This is a genomic window from Saccharothrix hoggarensis, assembly GCF_052936025.1.
In genome coordinates this window covers 3,330,721-3,349,219 of sequence record NZ_CP193624.1, presented here as the reverse complement: position 1 = coordinate 3,349,219, position 18,499 = coordinate 3,330,721, and the positions used below count along the sequence as shown (strand labels likewise).

The window sequence follows — 18,499 nt, the reverse complement described above, 5'->3', positions numbered from 1 at the left end:
GCCGGTCCGCCCCGTGTGGTCGCGGACCGGCGCCGCGGCGCGGGCGGGCTACCAGCCCGCCGACTCGCTGACGACCTCGTACACACCGCGCAGGTTGACCATCCGGCCCAGCTCGGCCTGGTCGATGGCGATGGAGAACTGCTTCTCGAGCGACGCGAGGATCTCGATGGCGCGCAGCGAGTCCGCGCCGTGGTCCTCGTTGAACAGGCTGGTCTCGGTGACCTCTTCCGGCTCGATCTCGAGGATCTCGCAGACGATGTCCTTGATGGTGGCCATGCGCTCGTCGACAGCGGTGGTCATCTCTGGTGTCCCTTCGGTGGCGGAGCTTGGATCGCGATGCGGTGGTACCGGCGGCGTGCGGCGGGGTTCCCGCGTTCCTGCGTAGTCTTGCGGGGCCCCGCCCGGCCGGGAAGGTGCTTTTCCTGATGCTGCAACGGGTTTCGCGGGGGTGGTGCGGAAGGGTCAGCTGTGGACCAGGCTGGCGGGTCGCATGTCGGTCCAGTTGGCCTCGATGTAGTCGAGGCAGGACTGCCTCGACGCCTCGCCGTGCACCGGGCGCCAGCCCGCGGGCACGTCCACGAACGAGGGCCACAGCGAGTGCTGGTTCTCGTCGTTCACCAGCACGAAGAACGTGCCCTCGGCGTTCTCGAACGGGTTGGTCATGTCGGCACTACTCCTTGGTCTCCGGTCGGTTCCGGTGGATGTCCCGCAGCTCGTCCGCGAGGATGCGGCCGATCTCGGCCAGCGGGCCCGGTTTCATCAGGTCGGTGTGCTTGCGGTCGACCCGTCGGGTGGTGATCCGGCCGCCCACGTACGGGCGCCAGGTCTCGGGGGTCGGCGAGATGTCGACCTTGTCCAGGGTTGCCACGACCACGACCACGTCCCCGCCGTAGCGCGCCGGGACGCTCTCGTGGACCAGCTCGCGGAAGTTGGCGTAGATGCGGCCGATGGACTCGATGTGCCGCTGCTCCAGGCTGGCCAGGGAACTGCCCAGCTTGCGCAGCGTGTCGGTGACCTTCTGGTGGGTCAGGGGCTTGCGCCCCAGGTGGCGCCGGTCGAACCCGACCCAGCTGAGCAGGTCGGCCAGCACCTCCTGCTCGCCCAGCTCGGCGAGCGTCTGGCCGGGGTAGGTGTCGAGGATCGCCAGGAGCCCGACCTCCTCCCCCGCCGCTTCCAGCTGCGCGGCCATGACGTGCGCGAGGATGCCGCCCGACGAGTAGCCGACCAGGTGGTACGGCCCCTCGGGCTGCACCTCCCGGATCAGCCGGAGGTAGTCGGCGGCGGCCTCGGCGAAGCTGCCCGGCAGCGGCTCGTCGCGGTCCAGCCCGCGGGCCTGGAGCCCGTAGACCGGGAAACCGCCCTCCAGGTGCTTGATCAGCCCGGCGTAGCACCAGGCCAGCCCGCCGGCCGGGTGGACGCAGAACACGGCGGGCCGGTCGCCGAACGGCCGCAGCGGCAGCAGCACGTCCAGCGCGTCGGTGGCCCGCGCGTCCGCGTCGAGCTTGCCGACCATCGTGGCCACCGTCGGCGCCTCGAACACGGTGCGGATGGTCAGCGTGACGCCGAACGTCGACCGCACCTTGTTGATCAGCTTGGTGGCCAGCAGCGAGTGGCCGCCGAGGTCGAAGAAGTTGTCGTCCACCCCGACCCGCGGCAGGCCCAGGACCTCGGCGAACAGCCCGGCCAGGATCTCCTCCCGCGGTGTCCGCGGTCCCCGGTCGGACACCGCGGACGCCACGTCCGGCGCGGGCAGCAGCGACCGCGCCAGCTTGCCGTTCGGGCTGGTGGGCAGCGCGCCGAGCACCACCAGCGCCGACGGCACCATGTAGTCCGGCAGGCCTTCGGCCAGCCCCGCCCGCAACCGGGCCACGTCGAGCTGGATGCCGTCGGCCGGCACGGCGTACCCGACCAGGCGCTTGTCCCCCGGCCGGTCCTCGCGGACGGCGACCGCCGCGGCGGCCACGCCCGGCTGCCGGGTCAGCGCCGTCTCGATCTCGCCCAGCTCGATCCGCAGGCCGCGGATCTTCACCTGGTCGTCGGCACGGCCGGCGTAGTGCAGGTTGCCGGTCGCGTCCCAGCGCGCCAGGTCGCCGGTGCGGTACATGCGGGCGCCGGGCGGCCCGTACGGGTCGGCGACGAACCGCTCGGCGGTGAGGCCGCGCCGGTCGTGGTAGCCGCGGGCGAGCTGCACGCCCGCCAGGTACAGCTCGCCGACCACGCCCACCGGCAGCGGGCGCAGCGAGCCGTCCAGCACGTAGGTGCTCGTGTTCCACACCGGCGCGCCGATCGGCACGGGGCCGGGCCCGCCGGTGGACTGCCACGACGTGACGTCCACCGACGCCTCGGTCGGCCCGTACAGGTTGTGCAGCTCGACGTCCGGCAGCAGCCGGTGGAACCGGTCCGCGACCTCCTCGGGCAACGCCTCGCCGCTGCACATCACCTGGCGCAGCCCGGCGCACGCGGCGGCGGTCGGCTCGGCCAGGAACACCTGGAGCATCGACGGCACGAAGTGCAGGGTCGTCACCCGCTCGTCGCGGATCAGCGCGGCGAGGTAGGCCGGGTCGCGGTGCCCCTCGGGGCGGGCCACGACGAGGGTCGCGCCCTCGATCAGCGGCCAGAAGAACTCCCACACCGACACGTCGAACCCGGACGGCGTCTTCTGCAGCACGCGGTCGGCCTCCGTGAGCCCGTACCGGTGCTGCATCCACCGCAGCCGGTTGACGATCCCCTCGTGCGGCACCAGCACGCCCTTGGGCCGGCCGGTCGAGCCCGACGTGTAGATCATGTACGCCGGGTTCGCGGGCCGGACCGCCGCGGCGGGCGGGTCGGGGCGCTCGCCGACGTCCGCGCCGTCCAGCACGAGGACGTCGACGCCGAGGTCGGCGGGCAGTGCGGCGGCGGACGCCACCGTGGCCAGCAGCAGCGCCGGCCTGGCGTCCGCCAGCGTGAACGCGATCCGGTCGGCCGGGTAGTCCGGGTCGATCGGCAGGTACGCCGCGCCGGCCTTGAGCACCGCCAGCAGCGCCACGACCAGGTGCTCGGACCGGGGCAGCGCCAGCGCCACCACCCGTTCCGGGCCCGCGCCGCGCTCGACCAGGCGGTGCGCCAGGTCGTTGGCCCTGGCGTGCAGCTGCGCGTAGGTGAGGGTCGTGCCCTCGAACACCACCGCCGTGTTGCCGGGCGAGAGGTCCGCCCGGTGGGCGAGCAGTTCGGTGAGGGTCGTGCGCTCGACGGGCGCGGCGGTGTCGTTGAACGCGCGCACGACCCGGTCCTCCTCGCCGGGCAGCAGCGCGTCGATCGTGCCGACCGACCGGGCCGGGCTGGCCGCGGCCAGGTTGCGCAGGAACGTCACGAACCGCCGCTGGTGGGCGGTGATCTCGTCGTCGGAGTACAGCTCGGGGTTCGCGTCGAAGTCGATCTGGAGGCCGCGGCCGTCGCCCCGGTCGTACACGTTCACCGACAGGTCGTCGGACGGGCCGATCGACAGGTTGTGCACGAGCGCGCGGTGCGGGCCGAACTTGAGGTCGTAGTCGAACATCATGACGTTGACCTCGGGCCCGACCAGGCGCTGCTCCGCGCCGAGGAGCTTGCGGTCGCGCCGCAGGTCCTCGTACCGGTAGCGCTGGTGGCGCATGACCGCGCGGAGCCGGTCGGACGTGTGCCGGAGCAGGTCCTCCAGGCTGTGCGACGGCTGCACGGCCAGCCGCAGCGGCACCACGTTGGACACCATGCCGGGCGCGGCGCGGGCCACCCGGCCCAGGCGGGTCGTCACCGGCAGGCCGAGGACGACCTCCGCCGCGGAGGTGAACCGCTGGAGGTAGGCGGCGGTGGCGGCCATCACGACGGACGGCCACGTCACGCCGACCTCGCGGGCGAGGTCGCGCAACGCCTGCGCGGTCGGCTCGGCCAGGTAGCCGGTGTGCCGCACGAGACCGTGCGCCATCCGCGGCTGCTCGGCCGCGAGGCTCACCGGCGCGGGCGCCCCCGCCAGCTCGTCGAGCCAGAACCGGCGGTCGTCGTCGAACCGCTCGGAGGCCCGGTACTCGGCGTCGAGGCCGACGAGCGTCGCCAGCGGCTCGAACGGCGACGGCGGCACGGGAGCCCGGTCGACCAGCGCCGTGTACACCTCGGCGATCCGCTGGGCGACCAGCGCCACCGTGTAGCCGTCGACCACGACGTGGTGGTAGCGGTAGTACAGGAAGTCGCGGTCGTCGTCCACCTGGAACAGTCCGAAGTGGAACAGGGGTCCGGCGGCCGGGTCGACCGGCACGCCGAGGTCGGCGCGCATGGCGGCGACCGCGGCGGCCTCGGGGTCGGGCCGGTCGCGCACGTCGGCGACGTGCAGCGACCAGCGCGGTTCCGGCTCGACCACCTGGTGGTGGCCGTCCGGGTCGGCGACGATCCGCACGCGGAGGGTCTCCGCCTCGGCGAGCACCTGCCGCAGCGCGTGCCGGAGCAGCCCTTCGTCCACGGTGCCGCGGATCTCCAGGTACTCCCCCGCGTTGTAGATCGGGTTGTCGGGGTCCAGTTGCTGCGCATACCAGATCCCCGACTGCGCCGCCGTCAGCGGCACACGGTCCGCGCCCGACTCAGGCATGGTGGGTCCGTCCTCATGTGCGTGCAGGTGCTCGGGTGGTGGGCAGGTCGGGCGGGACGGCGTCAGCCGCAGCCGCCGGCGTGGCTGAAGTCGCCGACGCCGACCAGGGCGGGCGTGTCGTCGGGCGCGACCTCGGCGGGCTTGGCGGACGCGCCCGTGCCGCGCACGGCGGCGATGAAACCGGGCAGCCGCTCCAGGCCCCAGTACTTGTCGAAGCCGTTGGCGAAGTACGGCACGCCGAACACGCCGTCGGCGCAGACGTCGAGCAGCGCGGCGAGACCGCGTTCCCGCACCTCGGGGTTGGCCGCCGCGTCGACCAGCCCGTCCGGGTCGGCGCCGATGTCCTCGGCGACGGCGGCGATCGTGGCCGGTTCGGAGATGTTCAGGCCGCGGTCCCACCGGGCCCGGTACACCCCGGCGATGAACTGGCGGCCCAGCCCGCGCTCCTCGGCGACCAGGTAGGCGAGGTGCGCGACCTCCCAGTTGGCGTCGCGGTCCACGGGCCAGGACACGGGGAGCCCGCGTTCGGCGGTCAGCCGGCGCAGGTCCTGGAGGATGTACAGGTGCTTCTCGCGGGACATCGCCGAGTACGGGAACCGCCCACCCGCCGCGGCCAGGCGGTCGCGCAGGTCGGCGTCCGGCTCCCAGAACGGGCGCCACTCGATCCGGTCCGCGACGTCGGGGTACCGCTCGGTGAGGTCGCGGTGCGCCAGCCACGAGTAGGGGCTGCGGAACGAGAAGTACCAGCGGGGCGGCCTCTTGGCCATGTGTCGGTCTCCGTCCTGGGTCCTAGATGGTGATGCCGCCGTCGATCTGGAACACGGCGCCGGTGATGTAGGCCGCCCGGTCCGAGGCGAGGTAGCCGACCAGGTCCGCGACCTCGTCCGCGGTGCCGAGGCGGCCGAGCGGGATCGACTTGACCGCGTTGTCCTTGACCTTGTCCGACAGCACGGACGTCATGTCCGTGTCGATGAAGCCGGGCGCGACCACGTTGGCGCGGATGCCGTAGCGGCCGACCTCCTTGGCCAGGGCGCGGGAGAAGCCGATGATCCCGGCCTTCGACGCCGAGTAGTTCGTCTGCGTCGCGTTGCCGTACACGCCCGCGACCGACGAGATGTTCACGATGGAACCGCGGCGGCGCTTCATCATCTCGAAGACGGCGGCGCGGCAGATGTTGTAGACGCCGTTGAGGTTGACGTCGATGACCCGGTGCCAGTCGTCGTCCGGCATCATCAGCAGCGGGTTGTCCTTGGTGATGCCCGCCGCGGTCACCAGCGTCTCGGGCACGCCCAGCTCGTCGTTGACCTCGGCGAGCATCGCGCGCACCGAGGCGCCGTCGGACACGTCGGCGCGCACCGCGCGCACCCGTGCGCCGAGTTCGCCGGCTTCCTTCTCCAGCAGCCGGGCCGCGTCCTCGTTGGACTGGTAGCAGAAGCCCACGTCGTAGCCGTCGGCGGCGAGCCGCAGCACGCAGGCCCGGCCGATGCCGCGCGAGCCCCCGGTCACCAGGGCCACCCGCGGGGTGTCGTCGCTCATCGAAACCTCCCTCACGGGTCAGGAACCCTGGGTCGCCGGGCGCAGGGCCTCGGCGGGGCGGAACGCCATCACCACGCGCGACACGGTCATCACGACCTCGTCGCCGACCACGCTCTCGCCCTCGAACATGACGGTGTCGGTCAAGGCGCGCTGCACCACGACGCGGTGTTCGAGCACGTCGCCGGGCAGCACGGGGCGTTCGAAGCGGACGTCGGAGATGCCGCCGAACAGCATCACCTGGCCCGCGAGGACGTCCGGGTTCGGCGCGTCCCAGGTGGCCAGCACGCCCGCGGCCTGGCACCACGACTCGACCAGCAGCACCTCGGGATACGCCAGCTGCTCGGCGCGCAGGTCGACGGGCAGGTCGGCGTACCACGGCTCGTTGACCGTGACGGCCTTCCTCGCGGTCAGCCGCACGCCGGGCACGAGCTCGGTGACGGCGTCGACCAGCAGCATCGGGTAGCGGTGCGGCAGCACCCGTCGGATGTCGGCGGCGGTGATCACGCGCGTCCTCCGTTCCGGTAGCGGAGCTTGACCTTGGCCGCCTCGCCGCGCGGCGAGGAGACGACGGCCGAGACCACCCAGCCGTCACCGTCGGGCTTCCACTCGACGCGGACGGTCAGCTCGTCGCCGGGGAACGTCGGCCCGGTGAACCGGGTCGAGGCGATCGCGGCGAGTTCGAGGTCGCGGCCCTCCGGCGCGGTGGCGAGCGCGCTGCGGTGCACGCACTCGACCAGGCCGACGCCGGGGAAGATCGGGAAGCCCGGGTAGTGCCCGGCGAAGATGGGGTTGTCCGGGTCGATCGTGACGGTGGTGGTCGCGACCGGCTGCTCGCCGGGCGGTTCCACCACGCGCACGCCCTCGCGCAGCGGGGAGCAGGTGGTCGCCACGATCAGACCGCGGCCAGCTTGTCGACCATCAGCTGGTAGGCCTTGTCGAGGCAGACGACCTGCTTCAGCTCGGACTCGCGCAGCCGGATGCCGTACTTCTTCTCCAGCACGACGACGACCTCCAGCGCCATCAGCGAGTCGACCTCCAGGTCGTCGATGAACGACGCCTCGTCGGTGACCGCGTCGACCTCGACGTCGAGGACCTCGGCGACGGTCCGGCGCAGGTCTTCCTTGTCCAGCAGCGTGGTGGTGATCCCGCTCATCGTGTGCTCTCCTTCGTTCGGGTGTTCGTGCCGCGGCCCGGCGGGGCCGCGGCGGTGGTCGTCGAGCCTCCGCGGGGCTCGGGCGTCCGGCCGCTCAGGCGATGCCGAGCACGGCACAGCCCACGACGCCCTCGTCCACGGCGGTGATCAGCGCGGCGCGCCCGCTCGCGGCGGCGTCGCCGGAGGCCAGCGCCAGCACGGCGGTGATCTGCATGGCCGACGCCGCGCCGGCCGTGTCACCGATCGGCGAGAGGTCGGGCGCCCGGAACGCGGACAGGTCGCCGAGCACCTCGCGCAGCGCGACCGACTCGCCCGGCCCGGCCGTGCCGCACGGCGCGACCGCCCACAGGTCGGCGACGGAGACGCCCGCGCGGTCCAGCGCGCGGCGCACGCACGCGGCCAGCGCGGCGGTGCAGTCGTCGCCGTACGCGCCGAACTCGACCGCGCGCACCTCGGCGAGCGCCCGGGACGCGGAGTCGTCGCCGGACTGCTCCAGCTGGAGCATCGCGCAGCCCTCGCCGAGGACCGGCGCGTCGTCGCGGCCGGTGCGGTCGAGCCAGGAGCGGGCGGCCGAGTACTCCTCGACGGCGCCGCACAGCGCGGTGTCGGCGCGGCCGGAGATGAGCAGGCGGCGGGCGTAGTTCAACGCGTGCAGCCCGGCCACCCGGCCGCCGGCCACGGTGGCGTTCGGCCCGCGCAGCTGGTGCCAGATCGCGCACTGGCCGGCCGCGCAGTTCATCACCGTGTTGGGGAACCGCGACGGGTCGACGAGGTACGGCCGTTCGCCGGTCAGCGAGTCGCGAGTGAAGTCCATCATGCTCTGCGCGCTGCCGGTGGTCGTGCCGAGCACGAGCGCGGCGTGCTCGCCGGTGGCGATCTCCCGGCCCTGGTCCTGGTCGTCGAGCAGCCGGCCGACCGTGGCCACGGCCAGGCCGGTGGCGCGGTCCATCGACCGGGTCCCCTTGCGGCCCAACGCGGACGCGGCGGTGAACTCGGGCACCAGGCACGCCTCGGCGTCCGGGCCGGCCCACAGCTCCTTGTCCAGCTCCCGGCTCGTCGTGCGGCCGGCGAGCAGGCCCTCGGTGAAGGCCTCGCGGCCGGTGCCGAACGGCGACAGCGCCGACCAGGCGGTGATGACGGGGTTCTTGACGATCGTCGTGGTGTTCACGACAGCCTCGCTCCTTCTCGTCGTTGTCGTGGGCCGGACCGGGCGGGTCCGTTCACAGGAAGCAGACCCGCCGGTAGTCGGGCCACCGCCGGGCCAGCTCGCCCGGCGCGGCGGTCCGGATGCCGGGCAGCAGCGCGCCCGGTCCGGTCACGCCGAACGGCGCGAGGTCCCGTTCCTCGACCCAGATGTCCACTCCGGACTCGCGCAGCCGGGTCAGGTCGCGGCGCGGGTCGGTGAGGGTGTCGACCCGGCGGCGCCCCACGTCGATCGGCCCGACCTCGGCGCGGGCGGCGGCGTAGCTGACCGCCGGTCCGCGCAGCAGCACGTCGAGCCCGCCGAGCTGGCGGTGCAGCTCCACCGCCAGGTACAGCGCGTCGAAGAACTGCTTCTCCAGCGCGCCCCGGTAGGCGCGTTCCACGATCGCCAGCGTCTCGGCCATCACATGACCCCGATCAGCACGGTCTTCGCGGCCGCGGCGACGTTGTCCGCGTACTTGGCGGGCGCCCGCAGCACCACGCCGGGCAGGTGGTCGGTCGCGCCGCGGTCGTCGCTGCAGAACCGGCAGCCGTACCAGAACAGCTGCTCCGGGAACGCCTCCAGCAGCTCGGAGACCAGCGCCGTCGTCGTCGGGTACTCGGCGGACCAGTCGGCGAGGTTGCGCGGCTTGCTGTCGCCGAGCGACCGCTGGGTCAGCATGGTGGCGTAGCCGCAGGTCCAGACCTGCACCCGGCCGCCGCGCGCCAGCATCGCCTGCACCAGCCGGATCGCGCTGGTGACGGTGTCGTCGGCGTGCGGCGCGCCCATCAGCGTGATGAGCACGTCCGTGCTCGGGATCGCGCGGGCCATCAGTGCCACACCACCGGCACGTCGGGTTCCAGCAGCAGCACGGCCAGCTCGTCGGCGTCGACCCACCGCGCGCCGGCCGGGAGGTCCATCCCGGCGACGCCGCGCTGGGCCGCCGAGAAGCGGTCCACCAGCACGGCGACGCCCGCGTCGAGCAGGGTGACCAGGTCGGCCGAGCCGCCGGGCAGCGCCAGCGCCGTCGCGTCGGCGATCAGCGCCACCGTGACCGGTGTGCCGGTGCCGGCGAGGGCGGCGGCGTCGGACAGGAACCGCTCCACGCCCGGTCCCGCCCACGGTCCGCGGGAGGCCACCAGCAGGTGGCCCGGCCGCGCGTCGGTCACCCCGCCCGCGCTCATGACGGGTTCACTCGCCCGAACGCCTCGAGCACGCGCTGGTCGAACGGCACGAGCTTCCAGTCGCGGCGGTTCTCGATCACGGCGTAGCCGTGGGTGATGGTGCCGGTCGAGGTCTGCACGAGCCGGCCGTCGCGGACCACGTAGGTGTCCATGCGGGAGCGGTAGGTGAAGTCCTTGAAGATCTCCTCCACGGTGTAGATCGTGTAGAGGTCCTCCTCCATCAGCGCCTCGTCCAGGAACTTGATCTTCGAGTGCGGGACGACCGGGATCCAGCGGCGGTCGTCCAGCAGCGTCTTGATCGAGATGCCGCGGTCGGCCAGGAACAGGTCGACGACCTCCTCCATCTGGCGCAGGTAGCCGGACATCTGGAGGCGCTCGTTGTTGTGGCAGTACGGGTACGGGATGCGCCACTTCCAGCCGAACGCGTTGCGGCCGGCGGTCAGCTGCTTCAGTACCGGGTCGTCGCCCGCGCTGGTGCCGCGGCCCTCGGACAGCGCTGTGTTGGCGGCCACGTCGACCCGCTCGCCGGGCTCCGCGCCGCCGATCTTCGCGACGACGAACCGCTCCAGCTCCGACGGGTAGGCGTCGGTCGGCTCGATGTAGGTGTCCTTGCGCAGCGCCACCGTCACCTTGGACGTGACGTCCTTGGTCGTGCCGCCCTCCTTGGTGATGGTCACCGTGAAGTCGAGCCGGTCGGAGCCGTCGGCGATCTTCGGCACGACGGTGGCGAAGCCGACCTCGTCGAGGTGGAACGCGTTGAGGATGCGGGTGTCGATGGAGACGATGTCCAGGCCGAGCCCGAACTCCTCGAACAGCCGCCTGCTCGACAGGCCGGACTGGCGGAAGTGGTCCAGCACGGCCTCTTCGACCAGGTAGTTGACGTGCTTGAAGCCGATCCAGGTGCAGATGTTGTTGCCCTCGTACCTCGGCCGCACGGCCACCGTCGTGGCGCGGGACAACAGCTCGTGGGTGATGGACTCCGCAACGGCGGTCATCGGGTGTGCTCCCCTACTGGTCGGAATCCGGACCCCGCTCGGCGTCCGGTGGGCAGTGCGTCGGTGTCGGCGCCCGGCGGGCGGCGCCGCCGGGTGTCGGGCAGTGCGGCGACGAACTCCGCGATGGCGTCGGCGAAACCGCCCGGCTGCTCGGACATCAGGAAGTGGCCGCAGTCGGGCAGGACCCGCACGTCCGCGTCGGGCAGCCGCCCGGCCAGCGAGACGGCCTCGCCGGGCGGCGCGGCGAAGTCCCGCTCGCCGGCGAGGACCAGGCACGGCACCCGGATCGCGTCCGTGCGCAGCCACGGCGTGTCGAGGTAGGTCTGGAAGAACCTCGTCCAGCCGTACGGGCCGACGTGGTCGCGCACCCGGTGCGCCAGGTCGCGCCGGAGGTCCGGCCCGACCCGGCCGCCGGCGTGCACCCGGATGCCGTCCTCCATGATCAGGTGGAAGTCGTTGAGGTACCGGGAGATGTCCGCCCAGTCGAAGTCCTCGGGGTCGGTGCGGTAGAACGGCGAGACCAGCACCAGCGCCCGGATGCCGTACCGCTCGAACGGGTCGCGCCCGGCGGACGCCTCCCGGTCCAGCAGGGTCAGCAGCAACGTCGCGGAGAAGGAGTGCGCCACCACGACGCCGGCGCCGCCCGGCACCTCGTCCATCGCCTCGGCGATCCACGCGGGCAGGTCGCCGCGGTTGCTCCACGACGCCACGCCCTCGCCCCGCCACGGCAGGTCGGCCGACCAGATGTCGAACCCGCGGTCGGCGTGCCGGACGAACTCCGACCACACGGTGCTGCTGTTCGCCAGGCCGTGCAGCAGCAGGAGCCGGGCGCGTTCGCCCTCGGCGTGCCGCCGCAGCACGACCGGACGCTCGACGTCCGCCGCCAGGGTCATCCGGCCACCCCGGCGGGTCGCAGCACCAGGCCGGCGGTGGCCTCGTCGCCGTCGCCGCCCGCGAGGACGTACACGGGACCGTCGCCGCGCCCGGCGAACCAGCCGACGGCCGCCGCGCACTGCATCACGCCGAGCGCGCCGGACGCCACGCCCCAGGCCTTGGCCAGGTCGTACCGCGGCACGCCGGCCAGGATCGAGTCGGGCACCGCGCCGCCACTCTCCGGCAGGTGCAGCAGGCCGGGCGCGCCACCGTCCACGTCGGACAGCCGGTCGACGCACTCGCGCACGCCGCCGGTCCGGGCGTAGCGGCCCACCTCGGCGCGCACGGTGGCGCCCCGCTCGGCGGCCGCCTCGGCGTCTTCGAGCACGAGCCCGACCGCGCCGTCGATGGCACGCCGACCGCCGAGCAGCTTGCGCACCACGTCGTTGTCCGGCTCGACCCCGAGCACCAGGACGCGGGTCACCCGGCGGGCGGCGATCATGTTGGCGGCCCAGAACACCGCGTCCAGGCCGGACGTGACGCCGTTGCACACCATGAGGTTCGGCCCGCGCAGCCCGAAGCGGATGGCCACCGAGGTGGCGATCACGTTGCTGGACGCGTTCGGCAGGTGCATCGGGCTGGTGCCCATGGTCGTCTCGGCGGCGATCGTGTCCAGCACGCCGGTGACGGTGTCCGCGTTGCCGAAGTTGGAGCTGGCGACCACGCCGACCGTGTGGTCCGCGACGGCCAGCCCGTCCTCGCCGAGCAGCCCCGAGTCGCGCAGCGCGGCGTCGGCGGCGCAGTACCCGAGCTGCGTGGCGCGGTCCTTGTACCGCAGGCCCTTCTTGCCGATCCGCAGCTCCGGGCGCACCGGCTCGGCGGTGTGCGCCACGGCGGTCAGCAGGCTCTCGGCGGACGACGCCCGCGGGAGCGTGACGCCGACCCCGGTCACCACGACGGTCATCGGACTGCCTCCACGATCGCCACGGCGTTGATGCCCCCGAAGCCGAAGGCGTTGACCTGGGCCACCGACAGGTCGCCGGTGGCGGGCTCGCCCAGCACGAACCGGAAGTCGGCGGCCTCGTCGACCGGGTCGTCCAGGCCGACGACCGGCGGCACCACGCCGGTGCGCAGGGACTCCAGCCCCACCACCAGGTTCATCAGCCCGGACGCGCCCGAGGTGTGCCCGGTCATGGACTTGATCGCGGTCATCAGCGGCCCGTCGGCGTGGTCGCCGTACACGTCCGCCATCGCCACGGCCTCGGCCTCGTCGTTGAGCAGCGTGCCGGTGCCGTGCAGCAGGACGAGGTCGACGTCCTCCGGCTTCACGCCGGCCAGGTCGTGCGACGACCGCATGGCGGACGCGATGCCCTTCGGGTCCGGCGCGGTGACGTGGTAGGCGTCGCAGTTGACCGACACGGCGCGCAACCGGCCCTTGGGGCGGTCGCCGGGCTCGCGTCGCAGCACCACGGCCGCGGCGCCGTCGCCCATCAGCACGCCGGTGCGGTTGCGGTCGAACGGGCGGACCCGGTCCGGCGGCGTGGCGTGCACCCGCTCCAGCAGGCCGTGCATGCTCTCGGTGAGCACGTCGACGCCCGCCACGATCACGGTGTCCGCCGCGTCGAGGGCCAGCATGTCGCTGCCCATCGCCAACGCGTACAGCGAAGCCGAGCAGGCGTTGGAGAACGTGTAGGTGGTCACGGCGCCGAGCCGGTCCCGCAGCGCGGTGCCGAAGTGCAGGTCCCGCGGGGCGAACGGCACGCCGTCGCGCCACCACAGCTCCAGCGACCGCAGCTCCCGCAGCCCCGTGCCGACCAGGATCGGCACGTCCGTCAGGTCGTCGAGGCCCGCCTCGCGCGCCGCCTCCGTGATGGCCTCCACCAACGCGTCGGTGGCCCGGTGCGGCACGTCGCGGCCCGGTTCCGGCCGGTTGTCGATCTCGTAGGCGTGGCGCGCCCGGAAGGGCTCGGCGTCGAAGCCGCGCAGCGGCGCCAACCCGGTCCGACCGGCGCACAGGCTGTCGAACAGCGGGCCGACGCCGCTGCCGACGCTGGCCACCCCACCCGATCCCGTGATGTACCAGCTCATGACACCCGCTCCTCGTACTTGCCGAGAATGACCACGGAGTTGTTGCCGCCGAACGCGAGGCCGTTGTTCTGCACGATCCGCAGGTCCGCCGGGACGGCGTGGTTGGGCACGCAGTCCACGTCGCACTCGGGGTCGGTCTCGGTGTGGTTGATCGTCGGCGGGATGAAGCCCTCGGTGATGGCCAGGGCGCAGGCGATCGCGGCGAGCGCGCTGGCCGCGCCCATCGTGTGCCCGATCATCGACTTGATGGAGATGGTGCGCGGCGGCTCGTCGCCGAAGACGTGGCGGATCGCCCGCGACTCGGTGACGTCGTTGGCCTTGGTGCCGGTGCCGTGCGCGGAGACGAGGTCGACCTCCTCGGGCTTGATGCCCGCGTTCTCCAGCGCCAGCCGCATGCACTCCGCGACGCTGTCCTGCTTGGGCGCGACCTGGTGGTAGGCGTCGCAGTTCAGCCCGTAGCCGAGGACCTCGGCGTAGATCTTCGCGCCGCGGGCGAGCGCCGAGTCGAGGCTCTCCAGCAGCAGCACGCCCGCGCCCTCGCCGGTGAGGATGCCCTTGCGGTCCACGTCGAACGGCTGGCACCGCTCCGGCGCGATCGTGCCGAGCCGGTAGAAGCCGGTGAACGTCTTGCGGCACATGGCGTCCGCGCCGCCGCACAGGGCGAACTCGGCCTCGCCGGAGCGCACCGCGTCGAACCCGTACCCGATCGCGTAGTTGCCGGCCGCGCACGCCGTGGGCAGCGTGACCGCTTCCACGTCGGACAGCCCGAGCTCCTGCGCGATGGCCGAGGACAGCCGTCCGGCGGGCACGCGCCGGGTCTGCTGCCGGTCCATGTGCTCCGGGCCGCGCCGCACCTCGGTCTCGACCAGCTGGTCGAGGTCGCGCGACTCGCCGTCGGTGGTGCCGATGGAGATGACACCGTGCCGGTCCCGCAGGTGCGCCGGGTCCAGTCCCGCGTCGCGCACGGCCATGCCGGCCGCGGCGACGGAGAACTGGGTGGCGCGTCCCAGGGACGCGGCGTCCAGCTCGTGGATCCACTCCGCCGGCTGGAAATCCGTGACCTCGCAACCGTTGGCGTGTGCGTAGCCTTCGGTGTCGAACACGGAGATCGGCCGGGCGCCGCTGCGGCCTTCACGCAGGCCGTCGACGAACTCGGCCGCGCCGGTGCCGATGCTCGAGAACACGCCGAGTCCGGTGATCACCACCCGGCGCTGGGGCAGCCCGCTCTGCTGCCTCGTCGGGGACAAACCTGACGCCATGAGGCTCTCCGCCCGTCCGCTTCTACCGATTCGATCCTCTGTCGCGCCCCACTCCACCGCGTGCGCCACGCGGCCTTCAAGGGAGCTGCACAATGCTGCGAATCGGCTTGCGTCCGGCTCGGACAGCGCTATGGGGACGGTGGGCCCCCGGCGTGCCCACCGTCCTCCCGGGTCAGCCCACGCACCACTCCCGCGCCACCTCGGCGGCCAGCGCCAGGTTCGCGGCGGCGGCGCGCTCGGTGCGCCGGCCGTACCCGCACGCGGCGGCGACGCCGGCGACCGGCCCGCCCAGCGCGTCCACGACGAGCCGCAGCGCCCGGCGCGTCTCCACCGGGTGGTTCTCCGCGACCACGCCCGCGATGACGTCCACCCCGCGCCGCAGGTGCCGCAGGGCGTCGAAGAACGCCGGGTCGGTGCACGGCGGGTGGCCGCCGCTGGCGACCGGCAGGTGCACGGTGGGCATCGCCACCCCCCGCTCCGCCAGCACGTCCGCCAGCGCGTTGACGAACCGCACCGGCGGGTGGAGGTCGGCCGGGGTGAACACCGGCACGTGCTCCAGGTCGCCGTAGCAGAGGTGCAGCACCCAGCGCGCGTCCGGCGCGGCGGCGATCACCTCGCCGACCTGCGCGGTCAGCTCGGCGGTGAGCGTCGGCCACACCGGCGGCGGCGCGCAGTGGTACGACACCAGCACGGCCGGCGTCTCCAGCTGCAACTGCACCCGGTCACCCCACCGGGCGACGAGACCGGTGACCTCGGCGAGCACGGCCTCCTGCATGGTCGGCAGCCACTCGCGGGCGGCCTCCACCGAGCCGAAGGTGAAGAACGCGAGGTCGAGGGCGTTGGGGATGCCGACCTGCACCCTGGGCGGCGCCTCGGCTGGGCAGAGCCGGTCGAGCGCCGCGAACGCCGCCTCGGCCTGGGCGAGCCGGGCGAGCCCGATGTCCTCCGGCCGCAGCCGGTGGCCGGGGCGGACCCGGTAGAACGGCATGTCGTCGTAACCCCGGCTCTCCCCGCCGCGGACCTGTTCGAGGGCGGGCACCGCGGACATGTGGTGCGTCAGCCACTCGATGATCCAGCGGGGGTCGCGGTCGGACGGGAGCGCGGTCAGCCGGGCGTCGCCCCGGTGGTCGAGGAACCAGCGCATCGAGGTGGCGGGGTCGTCGCACAGCGGGTGCGGCAGCGAGCCGACGAGGTGGACGGGCAGCGGGCGTGAGCCGCGTTCGGGCGCGGAGGCCGCCGTGGTCGCGGATGCGGATGCGGTGGTGGTGGGCGCGGTGGCGGAGGCCGTTGCGGGGGCGGGGGCGGAGGCGGTCTCGCGAGGCATGAGGTTTGTTCTGCTTTCAATTCTGGAGCAAGCGTCACACGACCGGGGACCGGCGCGGGATCACCACGTCCGGATTCCCGGTTCACCCGGGCATCTTCACCGCACTCGCCCGTCCACGTCCACTTAGGATGATCGACAAAATACGACCGGGGGTTTCCTCCACGCGTTCGTGTGAACTGTCCTCAAGGGAGCCGAAATGTGAGTCCTTTTTGGACAAATACGACGAAGGCTCATGTGCGGTGACGCGGCCGGCGCCCGGTCACCGGGTCGGGCGACACCGGCCCGCAGGACGGCGACGGCTCCCGCGACGTCCCCCGTGACACCGGCCGGCGCGCTCCCGCCGTGGCGCGACACCGGACCGGGGCACCACGCCGACCGGCCCGAGGGACTAGGCTCCCGACATGGCGAGGTACTTCGACGTGCACCCGGTCAACCCCCAGCGCAGGTCCATCGACCAGGCGGTGGAGCTGATCAAGTCGGACGGGTTGATCGCCTATCCCACGGACTCGTGCTACGCGCTCGGCTGCCGGCTCGGGAACAAGGCCGGGCTGGACCGCATCCGGCAGATCCGGCACCTGGACGACCGCCACCACTTCACCCTCATGTGCCGCGACTTCGCCCAGTTGGGGCAATTCGTGCACGTGGACAACTCGGTGTTCCGGGCGATCAAGGCGGCGACGCCGGGCAGCTACACGTTCATCCTGCCGGCGACCACCGAGGTGCCGCGCCGGCTGATGCACCCGAAGAAGAAGACGGTCGGCGCGCGCATCCCGGACCACCCGGTGGCGCAGGCGCTCCTGGCGGAACTCGGCGAGCCGCTGCTGTCCAGCACCCTGCTGCTGCCCGACCAGGAGGAGCCCCTGGTGCACGGGTGGGAGATCAAGGACCGGCTGGACCACGTGGTCGACGCGGTGCTCGACTCCGGGGACTGCGGCACCGAACCCACCACGGTGATCGACTTCTCGCAGGGCGAGCCCGAGGTCGTCCGGCACGGCGCCGGCGACCCGTCCCGCTTCGTCTGACGCGACCGGGCGGCCCCACCGGCCGTCTTCCCACCGCGACCTGACCGGGGCAGCCCCACCGGCCCCCGCACCCGACCGGCGCATCCCACCGGCCGTCCCGACAGCGTCGACCCGACCGGGACGGCACGACCGGCAACCACCGCGTGGAGCAGCACCGCCGTTCGGCGAGCACTGTTGGGCCGGTCAGAGGTATGGGAGCGTTCCCAGAATCGGTAGGTTCCCCCTCTGCCCCCTCAGCGCAGAAGGAGCTACCCGTGCGGAAACGGTTGTCCTCGGCGGTCCTCGCCGTCCTCCTGTCGGTCGTCGCCCTCCCGGCGGCGTCCGCCTCCGACCCCGCTGCCTCCGACCCCGCTGCCTCCGACGCCGCCGCCTCGGACCCCGGCGCCGCGGGCTCCGCCGGCTTCGGTCCCATGAGCTACGGCGTCGCCGAGCCGGGACCGGCGGCGGCCCGCGACGGCAACCACCGGCTGAAGACCTGCGCCCGCGCCGAGCTGCTGTTCTGCGAGGACTTCCAGGACGTGCCCACGGGCGCCGGCACCAGCCTGAAGTGGGGCGTGGACACCCGGAACGGCTCGCTGGAGGTCGAACGCGACCGGCGTGGCCAGAAGGTGCTGCACGTGCGGGCCGAGGGCAACGGCCGGGCGTTCCTCAAGGTGGACGACTTCGCCGCGCCGGGCAACAGCTTCTACGGCCGGGTCCGGGTGCGCGTCGACGCGTTCCCGACCGAGCCGGACTGGGCGCACTACACCCTGATCGAGGCGACCGGCGACGGTCCCGAGGTGGTGCGGCCGCTGGGCGGCCAGTACGTGCCCACGCTGGACAAGGCGCTGTGGGGCGTCGGCGCGGACGGCGGCCCGACCGGCGACTGGACGAACTGGCGCGAGTCGGCCCCGTCGAAGCCGGACGTGTGGCAGTGCGTGGAGTGGCGCATGGACGCGTCCGACAACCGGATCACGCTGTGGTTCGACGGCGTGGCCAACCCGGACCTGACCGTCTCCACCCGCGAGCACGGCGGCAACCAGGTCGACTTCCTGTTCCCGAAGTTCGACACGGTCAAGCTGGGCTGGCAGCTCTACCAGCCGAACGGCGGCAGCTACGACATCTGGCTCGACGACATCGCGCTGGGCGCCAACCGCATCGGCTGCTAGCCGACGCCCTCGCGACCCCGGTAATTCGGACGCGGGACGTGCGGCGGCGCTGCTAGCGTCGCCGCATGTCCTCGTCGTCCCCGTGCCCGGTCATGGTGCCCCGCCACGCGGGGCCGCCGGTGCTGCACGGATGACGT

20 protein-coding genes are annotated in these 18,499 nt (G+C 73.0%); 2 read left to right on the top strand and 18 right to left on the bottom strand.

Annotation, left to right across the window (positions count from 1 at the left end):
- Positions 1 to 48 precede the first annotated feature (48 nt).
- The 18 genes from ACRAKH_RS15570 to ACRAKH_RS15485 form a co-directional block, all read right to left on the bottom strand.
- Positions 49 to 300, bottom strand: a complete 252-nt coding sequence (locus tag ACRAKH_RS15570; RefSeq protein ID WP_380722850.1) for an acyl carrier protein — start codon at positions 298 to 300, stop codon at positions 49 to 51.
- 162 nt (positions 301 to 462) lie between these two features.
- Positions 463 to 663, bottom strand: coding sequence for an MbtH family protein (locus tag ACRAKH_RS15565; RefSeq protein WP_380722849.1), 201 nt, complete (start codon positions 661 to 663; stop codon positions 463 to 465).
- 7 nt (positions 664 to 670) lie between these two features.
- Positions 671 to 4,597: an amino acid adenylation domain-containing protein gene (locus ACRAKH_RS15560; RefSeq protein ID WP_380722847.1), complete on the bottom strand. Its 3,927-nt coding sequence runs from the start codon at positions 4,595 to 4,597 to the stop codon at positions 671 to 673.
- Between the two features lie 62 nt (positions 4,598 to 4,659).
- Positions 4,660 to 5,364, bottom strand: coding sequence for a 2-hydroxychromene-2-carboxylate isomerase (locus ACRAKH_RS15555; protein ID WP_380722845.1), 705 nt, complete (start codon positions 5,362 to 5,364; stop codon positions 4,660 to 4,662).
- Positions 5,365 to 5,386: 22 nt separating this feature from the next.
- Positions 5,387 to 6,133, bottom strand: coding sequence for a 3-oxoacyl-[acyl-carrier-protein] reductase (gene fabG / locus ACRAKH_RS15550; RefSeq protein WP_380722844.1), 747 nt, complete (start codon positions 6,131 to 6,133; stop codon positions 5,387 to 5,389).
- An 18-nt stretch (positions 6,134 to 6,151) separates the two neighbouring features.
- On the bottom strand, positions 6,152 to 6,637 hold the full coding sequence (locus ACRAKH_RS15545; protein ID WP_380722843.1) for a 3-hydroxyacyl-ACP dehydratase FabZ family protein: 486 nt from the start codon (positions 6,635 to 6,637) through the stop codon (positions 6,152 to 6,154).
- Positions 6,634 to 7,023: a 3-hydroxyacyl-ACP dehydratase FabZ family protein gene (locus tag ACRAKH_RS15540; RefSeq protein ID WP_380722841.1), complete on the bottom strand. Its 390-nt coding sequence runs from the start codon at positions 7,021 to 7,023 to the stop codon at positions 6,634 to 6,636. The genes ACRAKH_RS15545 and ACRAKH_RS15540 overlap by 4 nt, the downstream gene beginning before the upstream one ends.
- Before the next feature lie 2 nt (positions 7,024 to 7,025).
- Positions 7,026 to 7,286 (bottom strand): acyl carrier protein, encoded by a 261-nt coding sequence (locus ACRAKH_RS15535; protein ID WP_380722840.1) that lies wholly within the window; start codon positions 7,284 to 7,286, stop codon positions 7,026 to 7,028.
- A gap of 94 nt (positions 7,287 to 7,380) precedes the next feature.
- On the bottom strand, positions 7,381 to 8,454 hold the full coding sequence (locus tag ACRAKH_RS15530; RefSeq protein ID WP_447009898.1) for a beta-ketoacyl synthase N-terminal-like domain-containing protein: 1,074 nt from the start codon (positions 8,452 to 8,454) through the stop codon (positions 7,381 to 7,383).
- Positions 8,455 to 8,506: 52 nt separating this feature from the next.
- Entirely contained in the window at positions 8,507 to 8,893 is a 387-nt protein-coding gene (locus tag ACRAKH_RS15525) for a hypothetical protein (protein WP_380722837.1), read from the bottom strand.
- Positions 8,893 to 9,300, bottom strand: a complete 408-nt coding sequence (locus ACRAKH_RS15520) for a hypothetical protein (protein ID WP_380722835.1) — start codon at positions 9,298 to 9,300, stop codon at positions 8,893 to 8,895. The genes ACRAKH_RS15525 and ACRAKH_RS15520 overlap by 1 nt, the downstream gene beginning before the upstream one ends.
- Entirely contained in the window at positions 9,300 to 9,653 is a 354-nt protein-coding gene (locus tag ACRAKH_RS15515; protein ID WP_380722833.1) for a hypothetical protein, read from the bottom strand. Before ACRAKH_RS15515 ends, ACRAKH_RS15520 begins: the two co-directional genes overlap by 1 nt.
- Positions 9,650 to 10,648 carry a thioesterase family protein gene (locus ACRAKH_RS15510; protein WP_380722831.1) on the bottom strand — a complete coding sequence of 333 codons (999 nt, stop codon included), beginning with the start codon at positions 10,646 to 10,648 and terminating at the stop codon, positions 9,650 to 9,652. The genes ACRAKH_RS15515 and ACRAKH_RS15510 overlap by 4 nt, the downstream gene beginning before the upstream one ends.
- Complete coding sequence (locus tag ACRAKH_RS15505; RefSeq protein ID WP_380722829.1) at positions 10,645 to 11,541, bottom strand: alpha/beta fold hydrolase; 897 nt, start codon at positions 11,539 to 11,541, stop codon at positions 10,645 to 10,647. Before ACRAKH_RS15505 ends, ACRAKH_RS15510 begins: the two co-directional genes overlap by 4 nt.
- A complete protein-coding gene (locus tag ACRAKH_RS15500; RefSeq protein ID WP_380722827.1) occupies positions 11,538 to 12,485 on the bottom strand; it encodes a beta-ketoacyl synthase N-terminal-like domain-containing protein in 948 nt (315 codons plus the stop codon). Before ACRAKH_RS15500 ends, ACRAKH_RS15505 begins: the two co-directional genes overlap by 4 nt.
- Positions 12,482 to 13,609: a beta-ketoacyl-[acyl-carrier-protein] synthase family protein gene (locus tag ACRAKH_RS15495; RefSeq protein WP_380722825.1), complete on the bottom strand. Its 1,128-nt coding sequence runs from the start codon at positions 13,607 to 13,609 to the stop codon at positions 12,482 to 12,484. Before ACRAKH_RS15495 ends, ACRAKH_RS15500 begins: the two co-directional genes overlap by 4 nt.
- Complete coding sequence (locus tag ACRAKH_RS15490) at positions 13,606 to 14,868, bottom strand: beta-ketoacyl-[acyl-carrier-protein] synthase family protein (RefSeq protein ID WP_380722823.1); 1,263 nt, start codon at positions 14,866 to 14,868, stop codon at positions 13,606 to 13,608. Before ACRAKH_RS15490 ends, ACRAKH_RS15495 begins: the two co-directional genes overlap by 4 nt.
- A gap of 172 nt (positions 14,869 to 15,040) precedes the next feature.
- On the bottom strand, positions 15,041 to 16,192 hold the full coding sequence (locus ACRAKH_RS15485; RefSeq protein ID WP_447009897.1) for a hypothetical protein: 1,152 nt from the start codon (positions 16,190 to 16,192) through the stop codon (positions 15,041 to 15,043).
- 401 nt (positions 16,193 to 16,593) lie between these two features.
- Here ACRAKH_RS15485 and ACRAKH_RS15480 point away from each other — a divergent pair, with 401 nt between their 5' ends.
- Together ACRAKH_RS15480 and ACRAKH_RS15475 are read left to right on the top strand one after the other, a co-directional pair.
- Positions 16,594 to 17,214, top strand: a complete 621-nt coding sequence (locus tag ACRAKH_RS15480) for an L-threonylcarbamoyladenylate synthase (RefSeq protein WP_380722819.1) — start codon at positions 16,594 to 16,596, stop codon at positions 17,212 to 17,214.
- A gap of 254 nt (positions 17,215 to 17,468) precedes the next feature.
- Positions 17,469 to 18,362: a hypothetical protein gene (locus tag ACRAKH_RS15475; protein ID WP_380722817.1), complete on the top strand. Its 894-nt coding sequence runs from the start codon at positions 17,469 to 17,471 to the stop codon at positions 18,360 to 18,362.
- Positions 18,363 to 18,499 lie beyond the last annotated feature (137 nt).

Excerpts from the sequence above, each read along its gene's own strand:
- ACRAKH_RS15570 (WP_380722850.1), bottom strand. The coding sequence starts at position 300 with ATGACCACCGCTGTCGACGAGCGCATGGCCACCATCAAGGACATCGTC.
- ACRAKH_RS15565 (WP_380722849.1), bottom strand. The coding sequence starts at position 663 with ATGACCAACCCGTTCGAGAACGCCGAGGGCACGTTCTTCGTGCTGGTG.
- ACRAKH_RS15560 (WP_380722847.1), bottom strand. The coding sequence starts at position 4,597 with ATGCCTGAGTCGGGCGCGGACCGTGTGCCGCTGACGGCGGCGCAGTCG.
- ACRAKH_RS15555 (WP_380722845.1), bottom strand. The coding sequence starts at position 5,364 with ATGGCCAAGAGGCCGCCCCGCTGGTACTTCTCGTTCCGCAGCCCCTAC.
- fabG (WP_380722844.1), bottom strand. The coding sequence starts at position 6,133 with ATGAGCGACGACACCCCGCGGGTGGCCCTGGTGACCGGGGGCTCGCGC.
- ACRAKH_RS15535 (WP_380722840.1), bottom strand. The coding sequence starts at position 7,286 with ATGAGCGGGATCACCACCACGCTGCTGGACAAGGAAGACCTGCGCCGG.
- ACRAKH_RS15525 (WP_380722837.1), bottom strand. The coding sequence starts at position 8,893 with ATGGCCGAGACGCTGGCGATCGTGGAACGCGCCTACCGGGGCGCGCTG.
- ACRAKH_RS15520 (WP_380722835.1), bottom strand. The coding sequence starts at position 9,300 with ATGGCCCGCGCGATCCCGAGCACGGACGTGCTCATCACGCTGATGGGC.
- ACRAKH_RS15515 (WP_380722833.1), bottom strand. The coding sequence starts at position 9,653 with ATGAGCGCGGGCGGGGTGACCGACGCGCGGCCGGGCCACCTGCTGGTG.
- ACRAKH_RS15510 (WP_380722831.1), bottom strand. The coding sequence starts at position 10,648 with ATGACCGCCGTTGCGGAGTCCATCACCCACGAGCTGTTGTCCCGCGCC.
- ACRAKH_RS15505 (WP_380722829.1), bottom strand. The coding sequence starts at position 11,541 with ATGACCCTGGCGGCGGACGTCGAGCGTCCGGTCGTGCTGCGGCGGCAC.
- ACRAKH_RS15500 (WP_380722827.1), bottom strand. The coding sequence starts at position 12,485 with ATGACCGTCGTGGTGACCGGGGTCGGCGTCACGCTCCCGCGGGCGTCG.
- ACRAKH_RS15495 (WP_380722825.1), bottom strand. The coding sequence starts at position 13,609 with ATGAGCTGGTACATCACGGGATCGGGTGGGGTGGCCAGCGTCGGCAGC.
- ACRAKH_RS15490 (WP_380722823.1), bottom strand. The coding sequence starts at position 14,868 with ATGGCGTCAGGTTTGTCCCCGACGAGGCAGCAGAGCGGGCTGCCCCAG.
- ACRAKH_RS15485 (WP_447009897.1), bottom strand. The coding sequence starts at position 16,192 with ATGCCTCGCGAGACCGCCTCCGCCCCCGCCCCCGCAACGGCCTCCGCC.
- ACRAKH_RS15480 (WP_380722819.1), top strand. The coding sequence starts at position 16,594 with ATGGCGAGGTACTTCGACGTGCACCCGGTCAACCCCCAGCGCAGGTCC.